The organism is uncultured Oscillibacter sp., from assembly GCF_910584465.1.
GTDB lineage: Bacteria > Bacillota > Clostridia > Oscillospirales > Oscillospiraceae > Oscillibacter.
Window position 1 is genome coordinate 1 of sequence record NZ_CAJUBK010000025.1, and the last position, 18,683, is coordinate 18,683.

Annotated in this window: 18 protein-coding genes; 14 read left to right on the plus strand and 4 right to left on the minus strand. The window is 62.0% G+C overall.

Features of this window, described 5'->3' with window-relative positions:
- The first annotated feature begins 234 nt into the window (after positions 1-234).
- The 8 genes from QZ332_RS07545 (at position 235) to QZ332_RS07580 (ending at position 9,028) form a co-directional block, all read left to right on the plus strand.
- Positions 235-1,551: an ABC transporter substrate-binding protein gene (locus QZ332_RS07545; RefSeq protein WP_295764223.1), complete on the plus strand. Its 1,317-nt coding sequence runs from the start codon at positions 235-237 to the stop codon at positions 1,549-1,551.
- Between the two features lie 163 nt (positions 1,552-1,714).
- Positions 1,715-2,671, plus strand: a complete 957-nt coding sequence (locus QZ332_RS07550; RefSeq protein ID WP_295764224.1) for a carbohydrate ABC transporter permease — start codon at positions 1,715-1,717, stop codon at positions 2,669-2,671.
- Positions 2,668-3,531, plus strand: a complete 864-nt coding sequence (locus QZ332_RS07555; RefSeq protein WP_295764225.1) for a carbohydrate ABC transporter permease — start codon at positions 2,668-2,670, stop codon at positions 3,529-3,531. The genes QZ332_RS07550 and QZ332_RS07555 overlap by 4 nt, the downstream gene beginning before the upstream one ends.
- Before the next feature lie 43 nt (positions 3,532-3,574).
- Positions 3,575-4,951: an ROK family protein gene (locus tag QZ332_RS07560; protein WP_295764226.1), complete on the plus strand. Its 1,377-nt coding sequence runs from the start codon at positions 3,575-3,577 to the stop codon at positions 4,949-4,951.
- Positions 4,952-5,061: 110 nt separating this feature from the next.
- Positions 5,062-5,808 carry a glucosamine-6-phosphate deaminase gene (gene nagB, locus QZ332_RS07565; RefSeq protein ID WP_295764227.1) on the plus strand — a complete coding sequence of 249 codons (747 nt, stop codon included), beginning with the start codon at positions 5,062-5,064 and terminating at the stop codon, positions 5,806-5,808.
- Positions 5,805-6,926 carry an N-acetylglucosamine-6-phosphate deacetylase gene (gene nagA, locus QZ332_RS07570; protein WP_295764228.1) on the plus strand — a complete coding sequence of 374 codons (1,122 nt, stop codon included), beginning with the start codon at positions 5,805-5,807 and terminating at the stop codon, positions 6,924-6,926. Before nagB ends, nagA begins: the two co-directional genes overlap by 4 nt.
- Before the next feature lie 220 nt (positions 6,927-7,146).
- Positions 7,147-8,322 (plus strand): ABC transporter ATP-binding protein, encoded by a 1,176-nt coding sequence (locus QZ332_RS07575; protein ID WP_295764229.1) that lies wholly within the window; start codon positions 7,147-7,149, stop codon positions 8,320-8,322.
- Positions 8,323-8,608: 286 nt separating this feature from the next.
- Positions 8,609-9,028, plus strand: a complete 420-nt coding sequence (locus QZ332_RS07580; RefSeq protein ID WP_295764230.1) for a rhodanese-like domain-containing protein — start codon at positions 8,609-8,611, stop codon at positions 9,026-9,028.
- Positions 9,029-9,364: 336 nt separating this feature from the next.
- On the opposite strand, the gene QZ332_RS07585 is transcribed toward QZ332_RS07580, so the two are convergent.
- The 3 genes from QZ332_RS07585 to QZ332_RS07595 all read right to left on the minus strand — a co-directional run bounded on the left by QZ332_RS07585 (position 9,365) and on the right by QZ332_RS07595 (position 10,325).
- Positions 9,365-9,568, minus strand: a complete 204-nt coding sequence (locus tag QZ332_RS07585) for a hypothetical protein (RefSeq protein ID WP_295764231.1) — start codon at positions 9,566-9,568, stop codon at positions 9,365-9,367.
- A 150-nt stretch (positions 9,569-9,718) separates the two neighbouring features.
- Positions 9,719-10,033 carry a hypothetical protein gene (locus tag QZ332_RS07590; protein ID WP_295764232.1) on the minus strand — a complete coding sequence of 105 codons (315 nt, stop codon included), beginning with the start codon at positions 10,031-10,033 and terminating at the stop codon, positions 9,719-9,721.
- Positions 10,034-10,148: 115 nt separating this feature from the next.
- On the minus strand, positions 10,149-10,325 hold the full coding sequence (locus tag QZ332_RS07595) for a hypothetical protein (protein WP_295764233.1): 177 nt from the start codon (positions 10,323-10,325) through the stop codon (positions 10,149-10,151).
- A 619-nt stretch (positions 10,326-10,944) separates the two neighbouring features.
- Between QZ332_RS07595 and QZ332_RS07600 the strand changes: the two genes are divergently transcribed.
- From QZ332_RS07600 to QZ332_RS07625, 6 genes are all read left to right on the plus strand, one after another.
- On the plus strand, positions 10,945-11,676 hold the full coding sequence (locus QZ332_RS07600; protein WP_295764253.1) for a GntR family transcriptional regulator: 732 nt from the start codon (positions 10,945-10,947) through the stop codon (positions 11,674-11,676).
- Positions 11,677-11,810: 134 nt separating this feature from the next.
- Positions 11,811-12,785 (plus strand): phosphotriesterase, encoded by a 975-nt coding sequence (locus QZ332_RS07605; protein ID WP_295764234.1) that lies wholly within the window; start codon positions 11,811-11,813, stop codon positions 12,783-12,785.
- Positions 12,786-12,799: 14 nt separating this feature from the next.
- Positions 12,800-13,744 carry a shikimate dehydrogenase gene (locus QZ332_RS07610; RefSeq protein WP_295764235.1) on the plus strand — a complete coding sequence of 315 codons (945 nt, stop codon included), beginning with the start codon at positions 12,800-12,802 and terminating at the stop codon, positions 13,742-13,744.
- Positions 13,745-13,814: 70 nt separating this feature from the next.
- Positions 13,815-14,738 (plus strand): phosphoglycerate dehydrogenase, encoded by a 924-nt coding sequence (locus tag QZ332_RS07615; RefSeq protein WP_295764236.1) that lies wholly within the window; start codon positions 13,815-13,817, stop codon positions 14,736-14,738.
- Between the two features lie 16 nt (positions 14,739-14,754).
- Complete coding sequence (locus QZ332_RS07620; protein ID WP_295764237.1) at positions 14,755-16,290, plus strand: FGGY-family carbohydrate kinase; 1,536 nt, start codon at positions 14,755-14,757, stop codon at positions 16,288-16,290.
- A 23-nt stretch (positions 16,291-16,313) separates the two neighbouring features.
- Positions 16,314-17,309: an SMP-30/gluconolactonase/LRE family protein gene (locus QZ332_RS07625; protein WP_295764238.1), complete on the plus strand. Its 996-nt coding sequence runs from the start codon at positions 16,314-16,316 to the stop codon at positions 17,307-17,309.
- Between the two features lie 91 nt (positions 17,310-17,400).
- On the opposite strand, the gene QZ332_RS07630 is transcribed toward QZ332_RS07625, so the two are convergent.
- On the minus strand, positions 17,401-18,423 hold the full coding sequence (locus QZ332_RS07630) for a zinc-binding dehydrogenase (protein WP_295764239.1): 1,023 nt from the start codon (positions 18,421-18,423) through the stop codon (positions 17,401-17,403).
- Positions 18,424-18,683: the final 260 nt, after the last annotated feature.

The following is an 18,683-nucleotide window of genomic DNA, read 5'->3' on the forward strand; positions in this document are numbered from 1 at the left end:
CCCCGGGAGGCCCCCTCTCCCGCTCCGATCTCCTGCGTCTTTCAGTTAATCGATTACGAAATCGTACGAACTTTCGTAGTTCGTACGATTTTTCTATAAACCGGACTTAGGGCCCTATTATTTACAATTTCTACAAGTATAATGATGATACGAGGGTCGTGTTTGTGGATTTTCCCTACCGCTCCCTCACATGTGTATCATACACATGGATCTTATCATAAGAGGAGAATGACGATGAAAAAGTTTCTTGCAGCCCTGCTCGCTCTCGTGATGGTCCTGTCCCTGGCCGCCTGCGGCGGCGACAAGGGCGGCGACACCACGCCCCCTCCCGCCGACACCGGCACCGAGGCTCCCCCCGCCGACACCGGTTCCGGGGAGAAGACCGCCATCAAGGTGATCGCCGCCGAGTACGGCCAGAACACCAAACAGTGGTGGGCCGACTTCGTCACCGAGTTCAACGGCAGCCATGACGACATCGAGCTGACCGTGGAGGCGGTGTCCTGGAACGACATCTACACGGTCGTCAACACCCGGGTCGCCAACAACGACGCCCCCGACATCCTGAACATCGACGTGTTCGCGGACTACGTGGCCGACGACCTGCTCCTGCCCATCCAGGACTGCGTCTCCGACGAGACCTACGCCAAGTTCTACGACGCCTTCCTGGAGCAGTCCAACATCGACGGCACCATCTGGGCCATCCCCGACCTGGCCTCCGCCCGCGCCATGTACTACAACAAGGACATCCTGGAAGCCGCCGGCGTGGAAGTCCCCACCACCTGGGACGAGCTGAGGGCCGCCTGCGAGGCGATCAAGGCCTATGACCCCAGCATCTATCCCTGGGGCATCGACATGACCACCGACGAGGGCCAGGCCGCCTTCGCCTACTACATCTGGAACAACGGCAGCGACTTCACCGACGCCTCCGGGAACTGGACCCTGGACGCGGACGCCAACGTGGAAGCCATCGAATACGCCATCGGCCTGGTCAAGGACGGCCTGACCAACACCGATCCCGCCAACGAGACCCGCTACGCCCTGCAGGATCTGTTCGGCGCCGGCAAGCTGGCCATGATGATCGGCCCCAACTCCATCCCCACCTACATCGCCGACAACTACGCCAAGGCCAACACCCCCGCCGAGGAGCAGATCGACTACGCCTTCGCGGCCATCCCGACCAACGGCGGGAACGCCTCCGTCTCCGCCGGCGTCATGGACCGCTTCATGGTCTTCGACAACGACGACTCCGACGAGAAGATCGAGGCCATCAAGGAGTTCTTCGACTTCTTCTATGAGGACGGCCGTTACTCCGACTGGGTGCTGATGGAGGGCTTCCTGCCCGCCACCTCCGCCGGCGGCGAGATCGTGGCCAAGGCCGACGAGAGCATGGCCCCCTGGGTCGACATCGTGGGCTCCTGCAAATTCTATCCCACCGCCAAGGCCGAGTGGGCCGACGTGAAGCAGGGCGTCATCGACGTGGAGCAGCAGGCCCTCCTGGGCGGCAGCGTCGAGGAACTGCTGAACGATCTCCAGGCTACGATCGCCGGCTAAAAAGACCTCACCCTTCCAGCGCTTGCAGCGAACCACCGCGGGGGCCGGGCCTGAACGGCCCGGCCCCCGTCTTCTTCCAGCCGTTCTCAAAGCGCGGCGGCCCCGCCGGGTTTTGACAGCGGCCGGAAGACGCTTCGATCCCAACTATAGAGGAGGTGTCCCCGTGAGTACAAAGACCCCTGCCGCCCCGGCGGCGTCTGAGGAGCTGGCCAGGAAGGCCCCCCGTCCCTCCGGGAGCAAAAAGATCTTCCGCAAGATCGAGCCTTACATCTGGATCGCCCCCAGCATCATCCTGATGGCCATCTTCATCGTGACCCCCATCGTCAAGGTGTTCCAGCTCTCCATGAGCAAGGTGACCCGGGCGGGCCTGGTCAAGGGCTATAACAACTTCGAGAACTTCAGCAAGGTCCTCAAGAGCCCCGCCTTCGCCCTGGTGCTGAAGAACACCATCGTCTGGACCATCGCCGTGGTGGTCATCTCCACCGTGCTGGGCTTCATGCTGGCCCTGGTGCTGAACAACCAGTTCCGGGGCCGGAAGGTGGCCCGGGCCATCGTGGTCTTCCCCTGGGCCACCACGCTGGTCATCCAGGCCAGCGCCTGGAACTTCATCATCAACAAGGACTACGGCACCCTGAACACCCTGCTGATGAAGGTCGGCCTCATCAGCGCCCCGGTGAACTGGACGCCCACCCCGGGAGCCTACTTCGCCTGGGAGATCGCCTGCGGCATCTTCGTCACCATCCCCTTCGTCACCTTCTGCGTGCTCTCCGGCCTCCAGAGCATCGACGCCTCCTATTACGAGGCGGCCACCGTGGACGGGGCCGGGTACTTCCAGAAGCTGTTCAGCATCACCCTGCCCCTAGTGAAGTCCTCTTTGACGGTGGCCACGGTGCTGAACATCATCTACGTCTTCAACTCCTTCCCCATCATCTGGACCATGACCAAGGGCGACCCGGCCAACCACACGGACACCCTGGTCACCTACCTCTACAAGCTGGCCTTCTACAACGGCAAGCAGGGCGAGGCCTCCGCCGTCTCGGTCATCGGCTTCCTCATCCTGCTGGTCTGCGCCAGCGTCTACATGATCTACACCCTGCGGAAAGGAGATGACGACCTGTGAGCCAGCCCGTGAACGCCGTGAAAAAGCCCGTCTCCGTGAAGAAGACGATCCTGCGCGTCCTGCTCTACTTCGTCGTCCTGGACGTGTGCGTCATCACCCTGTACCCCTACTTCGCCATGCTGTGCACCGCCCTGAAGAACCGGGTGGAGATCTTCTCCGGCGGCACCATCCTGCCCGTCGTGCCCCTGTGGTCCAACTTCATCGACATCTGGAGCCGGGCCCCCATGGCCAAGTACATGCTCAACTCCGTCCTCATCGCCGGCGGATCCACCATCATCGCCATGATCTGCGGCATCCCCGCGGCCTACGCCCTGGCCCGGATGAAGTTCAAGGGCCAGACCGCCTTCCTGGGCTTCGTCATCGTCTCCCAGATGTTCGCCCCGGTGGTGCTGCTCATCGGCATCTACCAGGTCATGCAGCGCCTGGGCCTGACGGACAACATCCTGGGCCTGGTCTTCATCAACGCCGCCTTCAACCAGGCGTTCACCATCTGGCTGCTCCGGGGCACCTTCATGGGCATCTCCGCGGAGATGGAGCAGGCCGCCACCATCGACGGCTGCACCCGGGTCCAGTCCATGATGAAGGTCCTGCTCCCCGTGGCGGCCCCGGGCATCGTCACCACGCTGATCTTCATCTTCATCAACGCCTGGAACGAGTACACGGTCGCCCTGTGCCTCATCTCCACCGACACGCTCAAGCCGCTGACCGTGGGCATCAACACCTTCAACGGCTATAACATGATCGAGTGGCAGTACCTCTTCGCGGCCTCCATCTTCGCCATCATCCCCGTGGTCATCCTGTTCATGTGCATCGAGAAGAACCTGGTCAGCGGCCTGGCCTCCGGCGGCGTGAAGGGCTGAGCCCCCGCCGGACCTGACCATGATACGTTTAGGAGGAACGCCTATGGAACGTTTCGGCATCTCCGTCCAGATCGAGAACGTCCCCGAGCTCGATCCGGAGTTCATCCCCATCCTGCGGTTCAACGCCGCCTTCCTGGAGACCGCGAAAAAGCCCGTGGCCATCGCCGTAGAGCGCTCGGACGGGCAGATCGCCGCCGCCCGGACCTTCATCCACGGCACGCCGGAGAAGGCGGAGGCGGACCGGTACTACATCGACCGCCTGGTGAAGACGGCCCTGTGGATGCAGGGCGGCTTCCGGATCTACGTGGACGACCGGGGCATCTATGACTACCTCTGCTCCGTCTACTGCCGGGGCGGGGAGCGGGAGTTCGACTGGGACTTCATGGCGGGGGTCTACGAGCATCCCTTCGAGGTGGTGCTGACGGACGCCGTCCCCGAGAGCCATGACGCCCCCAAGGCCATGGGCGGCCATCTGGAGGGCTGCCGCATCGGCTTCGACGCAGGCGGCTCCGACCGGAAGGTCTCCGCCGTCATCGACGGCGAGACGGTCTTCTCCGAGGAGGTCGTCTGGCTGCCCAAGGTCAACCCGGACCCCGACTATCACTACGACGGCATCGTCTCCGCCCTGAAGTCCGCCGCCGCCCACATGCCCCGGGTGGACGCGGTGGGCGTCAGCTCCGCCGGGATCTACATCAACGACCGGGCCATGGTGGCCTCCCTCTTCCTCAAAGTCCCCAAGGACCTCTACGAGACGAAGGTCAAGGACATCTATATCCGGGCCATCACCGACACCTTCGGCGACGTGCCCTATGCCGTGGCCAACGACGGCGACGTCTCCGCCCTGGCGGGGACCATGAGCCTGGACGACAACAACGTCCTGGGCATCGCCATGGGCACCAGCGAGGCGGCGGGCTATGTGGACGGGGACGGCTGCATCACCGGCTGGCTGAACGAGCTGGCCTTCGTCCCCGTGGACGCGGCCCCGGGCGCCATGCGGGACGAGTGGAGCGGCGACATCGGCTGCGGCGTGAAGTACTTCTGCCAGGACGGCGTCATCAAGCTGGCTCCCCGGGCGGGGATCGAGCTGGACGAGTCCGCCTCCCCCGCCGAGAAGCTGAAGGCCGTCCAGGCCCTGATGGAAGCGGACGACCCCAGGGCCGCGAAGATCTATGCGTCCATCGGCTGCTACCTGGGCCACACCCTGCCATACTACCACCAGCACTATGGCTTCCGCTACGTGCTGCTGCTGGGCCGGGTCATGAGCGGCAAGGGCGGCGACCTCCTCCTGGAGACCTGCCGCCGGGTGCTGGAGGACGAATATCCCGCATGCGCCGCCGCCATCCGGCTGACCCTGCCGGACGAGAAGTTCCGCCGCGTGGGCCAGTCCATGGCCGCCGCCAGCCTGCCCGCTCCCTCCTGAACGGAGGAGATGCCAAAAGAGCTCCCGACCCCTCGGACCGCCGCCGCCCGCTCACCCGAGCCGGAGCGGCGCCGGCCCCCATCAAATCGATACAGGAGGAACCTGCCGTTATGAAGATCTATCGCGAGAAGGACTACGACGCCATGAGCCGCCGCGCGGCGCAGATCATCGCCGCCGAGATCGGCCACGACCCCGCCTGCGTGCTGGGCCTGGCCACCGGCTCCACGCCGGAGGGGACCTACAAGTACCTGGTGGACTGGTACGGGGAGGGCCGCCTCAGCTTCCGGGACGTCCGGTCCGTCAACCTGGATGAGTACCGGGGGCTGGCCCCGGAGCATGACCAGAGCTATCGGTACTTCATGCAGAAGAACCTCTTCGACCATGTGGACATCCGCCCGGAGAACACCCGGGTCCCCGACGGCCTCGCCGCAGATCCCGATGCGGAGTGCGCCGGGTACGACGCCTATATCCGCTCCCTGGGCTATGCGGACCTCCAGCTCCTGGGCGTGGGCCGCAACGGCCACATCGGCTTCAACGAGCCCGGGGACTGCTTCGTCAAGGAGACCCATGTGGTGGACCTGGCGGAGAGCACCATCGACGCCAACGCCCGCTTCTTCGCCAGCCGGGACGACGTGCCCAAGCAGGCCGTCAGCATGGGCATGGGCGCGATCATGGGGGCCAAGAAGGTCCTCCTGTGCGCCAGCGGCGCGGATAAGGCCGACGCCATCCTCGGCTGTGTCTGCGGGCCCATCAGCCCCCGCTGCCCCGCCTCCATCCTCCAGCTCCACCCCAATGTGGTCCTGGTGATCGATGAGGCCGCCGCCAGCAGGCTGGACGCCGCCGGGGCCGCCCTATGAGGATCGTCAACGGCCAGGTCTTCGACCTGGGACAGGGCTTCACCGCCCGCGACGTCTGCACCGACGGCCCCCTCCTCTCCAGCGCCAGCGGCGACGGCGCCGTCCTGGACGCCTCCGGCTGCTACGTGATCCCCGGCCTGGTGGATGTCCATTTCCACGGCGCGGTGGGCGAGGACTTCAGCGACGCCACGCCGGAGGGCCTGCAGAAGATCGCGGATTATGAGCTCTCCCGGGGCGTGACGTACATCTGTCCCGCCGGCATGACCCTCCCGGAGGAGCAGCTGACCGCCGTGTGCAAGAACGCCGCCGCCCACCGGGCCAGGCAGGCCGGGGGCGCAGAGCTCGTGGGCATCCATCTGGAGGGCCCCTTCCTCAACGCCGCCAAGAAGGGCGCGCAGAACGGCGCCTACCTCCACGATCCCGACGCCGCCATGCTGGAGCGCCTGCAGGCGGCGGCGGAGGGCTGTGTCAGGCTGGTCACCATCGCCCCGGAGCAGCCGGGAGCGATGGAGTTCATCCGCGCCGCCGCGGACATGGGCATCGCCGTCTCCCTGGGGCACACCACGGCGGACTACGACACGGCGAAGGCCGCTCTCGAAGCGGGCGCGGACCACGCCACCCACCTCTACAACGCCATGCCGCCTCTGGCCCACCGGGACCCGGGCGTGGTCGGCGCGGCGTTCGACGACCCGAAGACCTTCGCGGAGCTGATCTGCGACGGCATCCATATCCACCCCGCCGTGGTGCGGGCCACGTTCCGCCTCTTCGGGCCGGAGCGGATGCTGCTGATCTCCGACACCATGCGGGCGGCGGGGATGCCGGACGGCGACTATACGCTGGGCGGTCTGGCCGTGGCCGTGAAGGGCCCCCTCTGCACCCTGGCGGACGGGACCATCGCCGGGTCTGCCACGGACCTGATGGCCTGCCTGCGCACCGCCGTGTCCTTCGGCATCCCCCTGGCGGACGCGGTCCGGGCCGCATCCTACAACCCCGCCCGATCCATCGGCATCGAGGGGCGCGTCGGCACCCTGGACGCCGGCAAGGAAGCCAGCCTGGTCCTGCTGGACCAAAAGGACCTGTCCATCCGGGAGATCTTGTTCAAGGGGCAGGCAGTCTGACCCATGCCCTCGCTGGGACCGGCGGAGCTCCTCCGCCTCCCATAAAATCAACGGGCCGGCGGCTACTCCATTCCCATAGCCCCCGGCACCAAACGAAAAGGAGGAGACCCCCGCTCCACTTGCGGTGCGGCAGTGTGGAGACCTGCCGTAATGCCCTCGGGGACCCGCTCCCCGGGGCGAGGCGGAGCCGGCGGAGGCCGCTTCGTCAAAGTGACACGCTATGGCAACTCTGAACCTCAAGAGCATCAAGAAGATCTATCCCCACAGCGGCGGCGAGAAGAAGTCCAAGAAGAAGGACGCGCCCGAGAAGAAGATCAACCTCCAGGTGACGGACAAAGGCGTCGTGGCGGTCCAGGAGTTCGATCTGGACATCGCCGATAAGGAGTTCATCGTCCTGGTCGGCCCCTCCGGCTGCGGCAAGTCCACCACCCTGCGGATGGTCGCCGGCCTGGAGGAGATCAGCGAGGGCGAGCTGTACATCGACGGCCAGCTGATGAACGACGTGGAGCCCAAGAACCGCGACATCGCCATGGTCTTCCAGAGCTACGCCCTGTATCCCCATATGACGGTCTATGAGAACATGGCCTTCCCCCTGAAGCTGCGCAAGATGGACAAAGCCGAGATCGACAAGCGGGTCAAGGAAGCCGCCGAGATCCTGGACATCACCCAGTACTTGGACCGCAAGCCCAAGGCCCTCTCCGGCGGCCAGCGCCAGCGCGTGGCCATCGGCCGGGCCATCGTCCGGGAGCCCAAGGTGCTGCTGATGGACGAGCCCCTGTCCAACCTGGACGCCAAGCTCCGCAACCAGATGCGCGCGGAGATCATCAAGCTCCGCCAGAAGATCGACACGACCTTCATGTACGTCACCCATGACCAGACGGAGGCCATGACCCTGGGCGACCGGATCGTCATCATGCGGGACGGCTTCATCCAGCAGATCGGCACCCCGCAGGAGGTCTTCGACCATCCCGCGAACCTGTTCGTCGCCGGGTTCATCGGTATGCCGCAGATGAACTTCTTCGACGCGAAGCTCCTCAAGGAAGGCGGGGCCTACAGCGTCTCCGTGGGCGGCATCCAGGTCGCCCTGCCCGAGGCCAAGCAGAAGGCCCTGGCGGCGAAGGACATCGGCTCTCAGGCCATCACCCTGGGCGTGCGGCCCAGCCACATCTCCCTGGGCAGCGGCGAGGGCACCCTGTCCGCCAAGGTGGACGTCAGCGAGATGATGGGCAGCGAGGTCCATCTCCACGCCAACGCCGGAGGGCGGGACGTGGTGGTCATCGTGCCCACCCTGGATCTCTCCAGCGTCAAGTTCGCCCCCGGCTCGGAGATCCGCCTCCATTTCGACGGCAGCGTCTGCCATCTCTTCGACAGCGAGGGGAAGAACCTGGAATTTTAAAAGCCTCTTCCCGTAGGAAGGCCGGTACAGACGCTGTCTGTACCGGCTTTTTTACCTGGAGGCGCAGGCGATCTCCCCAAAACAGTTGATTTTTCCCGCCGTTTCCTGTAAACTAGAGCGATCCCCGAAAATAATGAGGAAAAGCGAGGCACGGCCAGGCACCGCAGGGCAAGGCAGAGGGCCGCCGCCCGTCAAGGACGCCAGCGCAGCCCTGGTCCGCCGGACTCTCCTCAGCATCTTTGGGGACCGCCCCAGGTCCTAACTCTTCCCATACAGGAGGCATCCTATGAGACCGTTCTTTCTCCTCGCCGCCGTCATCTGCTTCGGCATGGCCATCCTCAAGTCCTACTCCGCCCGGATGTCCGTGAAGTCCACGGTCCGCGCCAAGCCCAACGCTCCGTACCTGACCCTCACCCCGGAGGCCGCCAAGGCCCGCCTGGACGCCAGCGAGGAGGTCATCCTCCTGGACGTGCGCACCCAGGAGGAATACGACGCCGGCCACATCCCCGGCGCCGTCTGCCTGCCCAACGAGGACATCCAGGCGGACCTGCCCCTGCCCTTCGAGAAGGAGTCGGAGATCTTGGTCTACTGCCATTCCGGCCATCGCAGCGCCGAAGCGGCGGACAAGCTGGCCTCTATGGGCTATCGCAACGTCGCCGACTTCGGCGGCATCCAGGACTGGCCCTATGAGACGACCACCGACTGACGGCGGAACGCCCCGGCCCTGACCGGCAGGCGGTATCCACCGCCTGTCGGGAGGCCGGGGCCATGGCGGGAAAGCGCATGTCTGCTCCGCCCGAGGGTGACCGCCCTCCGAAACGCAAGGAAAACACCCCTCAAAGCCTTGCGGCCCTGAGGAGTGGGTGTGGTTGCGGAGACAGGACTTGAACCTGCGACCTCCGGGTTATGAGCTACGATCCAAAGTACCACTTGGACATTTCCCGCACTTTTTGAAAGGATTCCATCCAAGGTCCGCTCCTTTCCCACACTCTTTTCTCTATTGACTCCACTGCCTTTTTCCGGTTCTGGGTCAGGTTATGGGTCAAAGCCGCACAGCAGTCCCCTTGTAAGGATTTTCCCGTTCAAATGCTTCTGACTCCAGGCCGATCTCTTCTGGAGTCTTTCCATCAAAATAATCTCGCTGCCAGCGGGTGTAATCAAATTTTTCCCGAATGACAGTGGCCACGAAACGTTCTGCCTCTACAACACCTAATTGCTCCATAAGGCACTTCATGCCCTTATTCATAATCTCAGCCGTACTTAGAGACATCTCATTCTTCCTCCGTTTCCGTGACAAATTCTATAGGGGTTACCATTTTGATTTTGCTTGTTCTGTATTTCAAAAGCCGCATATCCGTGGAGATGAAATACTCACATTCCGCATAAATAGCAGAAGCTACATGGCAAGCATCTTTAAATTTGACGCCTGTGCGTATGATCCTCCGGCGATAGTCTCGATCTCATCCTTTCTCTCCAAACCTACATAGGCCATTGTATGCGTATCGATAAACTGCATGATTGCCTTTTTGCGCATTTCGCAGGGATTCTGTCCACATTCATAACGCAGCATATAAAAGGTGACCAATTCCAAGTCCTTCTTTTGAATCAGCTCCTGAATGTGCAGTTTAGCTTGAGTTTCCAAGGATACTTTGATCTGCAATCGATCGTCATAGGAACGATTATAGCAGCACATATCGAGATATACACGCAACCAGCCCACCTCCTCATTTATTAATAGTGTACCGCAGTTTCCACAAAATGAAAAGGGGGTTCCCCGTAACTTGGAAGCAGTTCCTGTTTCTTCCCCTGCTTTTCCCTATCCTGGGTCAAGTTATAGGTTGGATGGGGAAAGGAGACTCAGGTGCGATTCCCGGCAAGGATCTCGTGGATCGCACCAGCGTCTCCAAAGAAAACCCGCCAATCGCATAGAACCGATCCCCTTCCGGATCTTTGCAGCAGTACCACTCCGCATTAGAAGCGGGAAGCTCTTTTTTGAACTTCATTTAAACACCTCCTGCGTCGGGCAAGATAGGTAAGTAAACATTCCCCATCCTCCTTTGTCCTGTCCACACGATACAACGGACGGGATAAAGGAGGGAAAAGTTTTCCGACGGCATTAAGACCGCGCAAAGATGCTTACGGGAGGATACGCCTTCCAACCAGGCAAATCCCCAAAGCAGGTGACGAACACCGTATGCCGCCGCGGATCTACTCCCTGGTGCAGTGTGACGAAGATTTCTGACATGTGAAGCGAGCACGTGAAAATCGCGATACTTCCCGTAATCTTGTTTATACAAAAGCGGAGCAGAATTTTCATTGACATTGGAAACGCTTTATATTATAATGTCATTATGTTAGTACATATTGTGCGGGGATTTTTGCCATTCAGTGCGGCTCCGGGTTCCAAGGATGAGATGTTGGGATGGAGCCTGGTTCTGTAAAAGCGCCTTGGGAGGACCCTGCTTTCAATTCCATGTGAGAGGCTGTATGCTTTGTTGAGAGGAAATTTCCCCCTTGCAAAGTTCTTCTCGATTTGATATGATGGCTATGTCATATCAAAGTGCCTTATGTCACGGTAAATTTGCTGACAGTGTGAGGAGAATTCATATGCTGGAAGGGAAAATGCTCAATAAAAACATCCCAATCCCGCTGTATTTTCAGTTGGAAAAGCTGATCCTCGAGGAGATCGAAAACGGCAGCTACCCCGTAGGAAGCATGATTCCTACAGAAAAAGAGCTGAGTCAGATGTTCGATATCAGCCGCACCACGGTTCGCCAGGCAATCGCGGATCTGGTCCAGAAAGAGCGATTGTATCGCACAAAGAGCAAGGGTACGTTTGTGGCCCACCCCAAGATCAATCAGGGCTTTATCCACAGCATCCTGTCCTATAACGATGACGTACGCAACGCCGGCCGGGTCCCCAGCACGGAGGTCCTGAAGCTGGAAGTCGTCACGCTGCCCCGAGATGTGGCCTACCAAATTGACCAGGCCCTGGATTCCAAAGCCGTCTATCTGTACCGCAAGCGCATGGTGGATGGACAGCCCTTTGTACGGGTGGAGACCTACCTGCCTTACTCCAAGTGCAGCTTTCTGCTGGATCACAACTTCTGCGAGGAGTCGCTGTACCACGTCCTGGATCAGCGGGAGGATACCAGGGTGACCCGGATCGTCCGCACCTGCGAGGTCCGCACCGCCGGCACCGAGGATGTGAATATCCTGGGCCTGAAACGGGGGCAGCCGATCCACAGCTTTACCTCTCTGGGCTACAACAGCAACGGCGTGCTGATCGAGTACTCTCTTGCACACTACCGGGGCGACCAGAGTAAATTCCAGGTGGAGATCTCCAGGAAATAGCAAATTCAGGCATGATAGGATCACCGGCCCTCGAGGCCGGGATCCTTTGGGCAACAAATGTCATAACATTACGATGATACTACTATCATATAATCATACAATCTTATAGTTGTTTGCCAGGAAGGGGGTCGCCTATGGTACAGACTGTCTGCGGCAGCGTCAGAGCGGAGGAGCTGGGGCATTTCCAGATCCACGAGCACATCTGGGTGCACCGCACGCCCATAGCCGCTAAAGATCCGGCTCTGTGTATAGATAACGCAGAGTATTCTCTCGCCGAGTTGAAGGCCTACCGCGAAGCGGGCGGCGGCGGCATCGCCGACGCGCAGCCTGTAGCGGCTGGGCGGGACCCGCTGATGCTGAAAAAGCTCAGCGAGGAGAGCCAGGTACATATCGTAGCCGCTACCGGCTATCACCTCACCGGGTTCTACGCCGAAGACTGCTGGGTGCGGACCCTGGAAGAGGAGGCTCTGTTTGAACTGTACGCCTCCGAACTGGAGCAAGGGATGCTGCAGTGGAGGGCGGACCCCGCTGTCCGGCCGGACCGGACCGATGTCAAGGCCGGACTTGTGAAGGCGGCGATCCCGGAGGAGGGGCCTGTTGGCCGGTATGAGACGCTCCTGCGGGCTGCCAGCCGGGCGGCAGCGGGTCCCCATGTGCCGCTCATGCTCCACACGGAGCGCGGCAGGTGCGCCCTTGAGGCCCTCCGCATCTGTTTTGAGGCGGGACTTGCCCCTGAGGATGTGATCGTCTGCCATGTGGACCGTCAGGCCTCGGATCTTTCCCCCCACGAGCAGCTGGCCTCCGCGGGAGTCTGGCTGGACTACGACACCATAGGCCGGTTCAAGTATCACTCCGACGAGGAGGAGACCGCCCTGCTGGAGCACATGTCCCCCTATGCGGGGCAGATCCTTCTGGCTTTAGATACGACTGCCGCGCGGCTTCACAGCTATGGCGGCGAGATTGGACTGGACTATCTGCTGAACGTCTTCTTCCCCCGCCTTCGCCAGGCCGGTTTTCGGGAGGAGACGATCCAGGCTTACACGAGCGGGAATTGTCATCGGCTTTTTTCACGGGCAAGCGCAGGCCATCCGTCTGCTATTTCAATCTGAGAGGAGTTTTCCACATGATCCAGCTGCCAGAAAAAGCACAGCGGCCCACCCTATACTTCATCGGCGTTACCACCGGACAGTCCTCCATTATGAAGGTCTTCCCCGCCTGGGCGGAGGCGCTGGGGATCGATGCCGTCATCAAGGGCATCGACTTATCCATACACGCCCCTAGTGAAGACTATCGCGCCGTGGCGGAGTTCATCCGGGACGACGCGCTGTCCAAAGGGGCGCTGGTCACCACCCACAAGATCGACATGTACAACGCCTGCAGGGATCTCTTCGACTACCGCGATCCCTATGCCGAGCGCTTCGGCGAGCTGTCCTGCATCTCCAAGCTGAATGGGGAGTACCGCGCCCACGCCAAGGATCCCATCTCCTCCGGCCTGGCGCTGGATGCCTTTATCCCGAAGGGCCACTTCCTGAAAACCGGCGCCCAGGTCTGCGTCCTGGGTGCTGGGGGCTCCGCGCTGTCCATCTCCGCGTACCTGGCGAATGAGGAAGTCCATGGCCGGGACCTGCCCGCGCGCATCCACTTGAACAACCGGTCCGCCCCCCGTCTGGCGGAGGCCGTCCGGATCCTGGATTACCTGAATGTCCCCATGAGTTTCCACATGTGCAGGCAGCCCTCCGCGAATGACGCCATCGTGGAGTCTCTCCCCGCGGGCTCTGTGGTGATCAACGCCACCGGGCTGGGGAAGGACCGCCCCGGGTCTCCCCTGACGGACAGCTGCAGGTTCCCCCAGGACGGCATCGTCTGGGAGCTGAACTACCGGGGCACGCTGGAGTTCCTGCACCAGGCGGAGGCGCAGCGGGAGGCGCGCGATCTGACCATCGAGGCGGGCTGGACGTACTTCATCCACGGCTGGACCCAGGTCATCGCAGAAGTGTTCCACACGGACATCACGGGCGAACGGCTGGCCCTGTGTGACCGCATCGCCCGCGAGATGCAGGGAAAATAATTTTAACTGCCTGTTGTCTCCTGGCATTTTTTGGATTAAAATAAATACTGAAAAGGAAGGACTGGTCCCAATGAAGGTACTCGTGACGCCCCGCTCCTACGGCAAGACGGATCCCCAGCTGTTCGAGACGCTGAAGCGCGCCGGCCTGGAGGTCGTGCGCAACGAAACCGGCGGGATCCTGGACAAGGAGGCCCTGATCGAGCTGCTGCGCGACTGCGACGGCATCATCGTGGGCGTGGACCCCCTGGACGCAGAGGTGATCGCCGCCGCCCCCAAGCTGAAGGCCATCGCGAAGTACGGCATCGGCGTGGACAACATCGACCTGGACGCGGCCAAGGAGCGGGGGATCCTGGTCTCCCGCACCGTGGGCGCCAACTCGGCCGCCGTGGCGGACTATACCATGGCTCTGATCCTGGCGGTGGCCAGGAAGACGGTGCAGATCGACGCGCGCTGCCGCCAGGGCGACTGGACGAAGATCACCACCCGCGACATCACCGGCAGCACCCTCGGCCTGCTGGGGCTGGGGGTCATCGGAAAGCTGGTGGCGCAGCGGGCGCAGGGCTTTGACATGAAGGTCATGGCCTGCGATCCCTGTTGGGACGAGGCCTACGCCGCCGCCCACAACATCCGGCGGGCCTCTAAGGAGCAGCTGTGCAGGGAGTGCGATGTGATCTCCCTGCACATGCCCCTGCTCCCCTCGACCCGCAACATCATCGGCGCCGAACAGCTGGCGATGATGGGCCCCAATACCATCCTCATCAACACCGCCCGCGGCGGCATGGTAGATGAGGAGGCGCTGCTGGAGGCGCTGGAAAAGAGACAGATCGGCGGCGCCGGCATTGACGTCTTCACGGAGGAACCCCCGAAGGACCGGCGCTGGTCCCAGCTGGACAATGTGGTGCTGGGCTCCCACTGCGCCGCCTCCACCGCAGGCGCGGCACACAACATGGGCACGATGGCCACCGAAAACCTGATCCGCGACCTGGGCCTGTGAGAGAAGGGAGGCGTCTATGAAGTACATTCTGGCGCATGACCTGGGGACCTCCGGCAACAAGGCCACGCTGTTCAGCGAAGAGGGGAAGATGGTGACCAGCGAGGTGTACAGCTATGGGTGCCGCTTCTTCAACACCAACTGGGCCGAGCAGGACGCCGAGGACTGGTGGCGTGCCATCTGTGTGACCAGCAAAAACCTGATCGGCAAGGCGAAGATCGCCCCTTCCGACATCGGCGCCATCTCGTTCTCCGGCCAGATGATGGGCTGCCTGTGCGTGGACAGGACGGGCAGCCCGCTGCGGCCCTCCATCATCTGGGCCGACCAGCGCGCCCAGGAACAGCAGGCCGCCATTGCCGAACAGATCTCTCCGTCTGACTTCTATCATATCGCCGGCCACCGCAACAGCGCCTCCTATGGCATCCAGAAGCTCATGTGGGTCCGGGACCATGAACCGGAGATCTACGCCAAGACCTATAAGACGCTCAACGCCAAGGATTTCATCGTGCTGCGCCTGACCGGGAACTTCTACACGGAGCCCTCCGACGCCACCTCCAACGGGTGCATCGACCTGCGGACCCTCCAGTGGTCCGAAAAGATCGTGGGCTGCTCCGGGATCGACGGCGACAAGCTGCCGGAGATCGTCCCCTCCACCTATTTGGCAGGCTATGTCACGAAGAAAGCCTCCGAGGAGACCGGCCTGGCCGCGGGCACGCCCGTGGTGATGGGCGGCGGCGACGGCGTCTGCGCAAACGTGGGCGCCGGCTCCATCAGCGTGGGCCGCACCTTCAGCTGCGTTGGCTCCTCCGCGTGGATCGCCTCTACCAGCGAGGCGCCCCTGTTCGACGAGCAGATGCGCACCGTCACCTGGGCCCACATCGTCCCCGGTCTGTACGCGCCCAACGGCACCATGCAGTCCGCCGGCGCCGCCTACAACTGGCTGAAGCAGCAGGTGGCGAGATACGAGACGGACCAGGGCCGTCGGGAGTCCCGCAGCCCCTACGACTTCATCAACGCGGAGGTGGAGCAGAGCCCCATCGGCTCCAACGGCGTTGTATTCCTGCCCTACCTGATGGGCGAGCGCGCCCCCCGCTGGAACCCGGACGCCACTGCGGCGTGGCTGGGCCTGAAGATGGAGGACCGGCGCTGTGACCTCTTCCGCTCTGTGCTGGAGGGCATCACCATGAACCTGAATGTCATCCTGGAGTGCCTCCGCAAGTCCATCGATATCCAGGAGATCCTGGTCATCGGCGGCGGTGCGAAGGGCCCCGTCTGGCGGCAGATGATGGCGGACATCTACGGTGCGAAGATTACCGTTCCCACGCAGCTGGAGGAGGCGACCTCCATGGGCGCCGCCGTCACGGGGGGCGTCGGTACCGGGATCTTCAAGGACTTTACCGCCATCGACCGAATGCTGGAGATCAACGCCGTGGTGGAGCCGGACCCGGCCTCCCAGGCCGCCTACGCCCCGGTGAAGGAGGCCTTTGAGTTCTGCTACCATGCCCTGGTGCCCATCTACCAATACATGGCCGAGCGCAAGATCGTCCAACCGTGAAACATTTGTGAAAGGAGAATACTATGCAGACTTCCAAACTGTTCCTGAAACTGCCCGAGGATCTGGCCTGCACGCCGGACGGCATGACCATCGACTCCGAGGGGGATCTGGTCCTCTCCTGCCCCAACTTCGCCGATCTGTCCATGCCCAGCTGTGTGCTGAAGATCGACAAGGACCGCAATGTCCGGCACTGGTTCGACGTGCCTAAAAACCCCTACTCCGGCGAGGCCCGCGCCATGGGCATCGAGTTCGGGCCCGAGGGCGACATCTTCCTGGTGGACAACGCCGGCTGGACCGGGCGCCCCAACATGGTCTACACCGGCCGCATCCTGCGCCTGAAGGTGGATGAGGGCGGCGTCACCCAGTGCACGGTGGTCGCCGACAACATGGAGCACCCCAACGGCCTGCGCATCCGGAACGGCCATATCTACGTCACCCAGAGCTGCATGGAGCGGCAGAAGACCGAGAGCGGCAAGCTGATGAGCTGCGTGTACTGCTTCCCCGTGGACCTGGAGGACTACCACTGCACCAATACGCTGGCGGATGATTACATCCTGGAGACCTTCATCACGGAGAACCCCAAGTGCCAGTACGGTGTCGACGGCATCATGTTCGACCACGCCGGCGATCTGTATGTGGGCAACTTCGGCGACGGCGCCGTCCACAAGCTCGTCCTCAGCGAGGACGGCACCAAGGTGGTGGAGAACACCGTCTGGGCCAAGGACCCCGCTAACCTGAAGTCCACCGACGGCATGAGCCTCGACCGGTACGGCAACATCTATGTGGCCGATTTCTCCGCCAACGCCATCGCCAAGATCACGCCGGACGGGACCGTGACCCGCATCGCCAGCAGTCCCGACACCGACGGCTTCAACGGCGAGCTGGACCAGCCCGGCGAGCCCTGCGTCTGGGGCGACAAGATCATCATCTCCTGCTTCGATCTGGTCACGGATGACGACAAGGTGAACACCGCCCACGAGATGCCCGCCACCATGGCCATGCTGGACGTGGAACCCTGATCCCGAACGGACAGAATAAAGACATCCCCCGCCGGTCAGCCGGCGGGGGATGTCTTTTATGGAGAAGCAAGGAAGATGTAAAGAGTATCCGTTAGAATCTCACGATCCCCTTCTTCAGGACCTTGCGGCTCAGCAGGGCGTCGTACGCCTCGAGGACGTCCTTGAAGTCATAGTAGTCAGAGATGAAGTCCTTGATATTGAGCTCGCCGTTCCGGATCCACTCCATGACCTGGGCGTGGGCGGCGCCCTCCTCCCGCTTGCGGGGCATCTGCTGATAGATCACCCTCCAGTTGTAGTCCGCCGGGCTGAAGTCGATGGTGATCTCCTCCTTCTCGGGGACGCCGTAGGCCAGGACGGTCCCCCGGTCCTTGATGAGGCCCATGCCCTGGTTGATGATGGCAGGGAAACCCGCAGCGTCCAGCACGAAGTCCACGCCGTCGGGGAAGAGCTTGCGGACCTCGGTCCTCAGATCGTTGTCCTTGGAGTTGATGGTGTAAGTGGCACCGGCAGCCTTGGCGGCCTCCAGCTTCTCGGGGATGATGTCGGCCACGATCAGGTCCTTCACCCCGCACAGGCTCAGGAATTTGGTGTAGGTCTGCCCCACGGGACCGCAGCCGATCACGACGACGGAGTCCGTGGGCTGGATCCCGAAGTACCGGATGCAGGAGAGGACCTCACGGAAGGTGACCAGCATAGTGGCGTCCACGGGGTCGATGTCATCGTCCAGAACGGTCTGGGCGAAGGCGCAGTCGGGGGCGTTGGGCGCGGCAGGATCGCAGACCACGGCATACTCGCTCATAGCTCCCCAGCCGGAGCCCAGGCCGGGCAGGTTCTCGGGATCGGGGTCGACAAAGGGAAGAAGGACCTTGTCACCGATCTTGAAGGTCGTGACCTTCGCGCCCAGCTCCACGACCTCCCCCACGCCCTCGTGGCCCAGCATAATGGGGTAGACGGACTCCGGGAACCCCTTGAAGGTGCGGTGGCAGAGCTTGATGTCGGTGCCGCACATGCCGCAGGCAATGGTCTTCACCAGCGCCTGATACTCGTTGTAACGGGGCTTGTTGACTTCCTGAACGTGCAGGGAACCGTCTTTTTCAATGACAAGTGTTTTCATACTGTTTCCTCCTCAATTCATCTATTACATCATTTTGTTGGAACGGAAACGGAATGTTGTTTGTATTGTATCATAGATACTACAATAAAGCAATAGCAAAATTAGAGGTGCCATTTTTGGGAATATTGGCCAAATGCCATACCCCCAGACCTGGGATGACCGTCATATTCGCCCTGCCGGCCTCCGGGTCTCTCCTGGAGAGATTCCCTGCCAGCCCTAGGGTCTGCGGAAACTTTGCACCGACAGAATCGAGGTCCTAT

Bases quoted from the DNA above. Each gene is read 5' to 3' on its own strand.
- nagA (WP_295764228.1), top strand. From the start codon at position 5,805: ATGAGGATCGTCAACGGCCAGGTCTTCGACCTGGGACAGGGCTTCACC.
- QZ332_RS07620 (WP_295764237.1), top strand. From the start codon at position 14,755: ATGAAGTACATTCTGGCGCATGACCTGGGGACCTCCGGCAACAAGGCC.
- QZ332_RS07545 (WP_295764223.1), top strand. From the start codon at position 235: ATGAAAAAGTTTCTTGCAGCCCTGCTCGCTCTCGTGATGGTCCTGTCC.
- QZ332_RS07625 (WP_295764238.1), top strand. From the start codon at position 16,314: ATGCAGACTTCCAAACTGTTCCTGAAACTGCCCGAGGATCTGGCCTGC.
- QZ332_RS07560 (WP_295764226.1), top strand. From the start codon at position 3,575: ATGGAACGTTTCGGCATCTCCGTCCAGATCGAGAACGTCCCCGAGCTC.
- QZ332_RS07600 (WP_295764253.1), top strand. From the start codon at position 10,945: ATGCTCAATAAAAACATCCCAATCCCGCTGTATTTTCAGTTGGAAAAG.
- QZ332_RS07585 (WP_295764231.1), bottom strand. From the start codon at position 9,568: ATGAATAAGGGCATGAAGTGCCTTATGGAGCAATTAGGTGTTGTAGAG.
- QZ332_RS07610 (WP_295764235.1), top strand. From the start codon at position 12,800: ATGATCCAGCTGCCAGAAAAAGCACAGCGGCCCACCCTATACTTCATC.
- QZ332_RS07615 (WP_295764236.1), top strand. From the start codon at position 13,815: ATGAAGGTACTCGTGACGCCCCGCTCCTACGGCAAGACGGATCCCCAG.
- QZ332_RS07580 (WP_295764230.1), top strand. From the start codon at position 8,609: ATGAGACCGTTCTTTCTCCTCGCCGCCGTCATCTGCTTCGGCATGGCC.
- nagB (WP_295764227.1), top strand. From the start codon at position 5,062: ATGAAGATCTATCGCGAGAAGGACTACGACGCCATGAGCCGCCGCGCG.
- QZ332_RS07605 (WP_295764234.1), top strand. From the start codon at position 11,811: ATGGTACAGACTGTCTGCGGCAGCGTCAGAGCGGAGGAGCTGGGGCAT.
- QZ332_RS07630 (WP_295764239.1), bottom strand. From the start codon at position 18,423: ATGAAAACACTTGTCATTGAAAAAGACGGTTCCCTGCACGTTCAGGAA.
- QZ332_RS07595 (WP_295764233.1), bottom strand. From the start codon at position 10,325: ATGAAGTTCAAAAAAGAGCTTCCCGCTTCTAATGCGGAGTGGTACTGC.
- QZ332_RS07575 (WP_295764229.1), top strand. From the start codon at position 7,147: ATGGCAACTCTGAACCTCAAGAGCATCAAGAAGATCTATCCCCACAGC.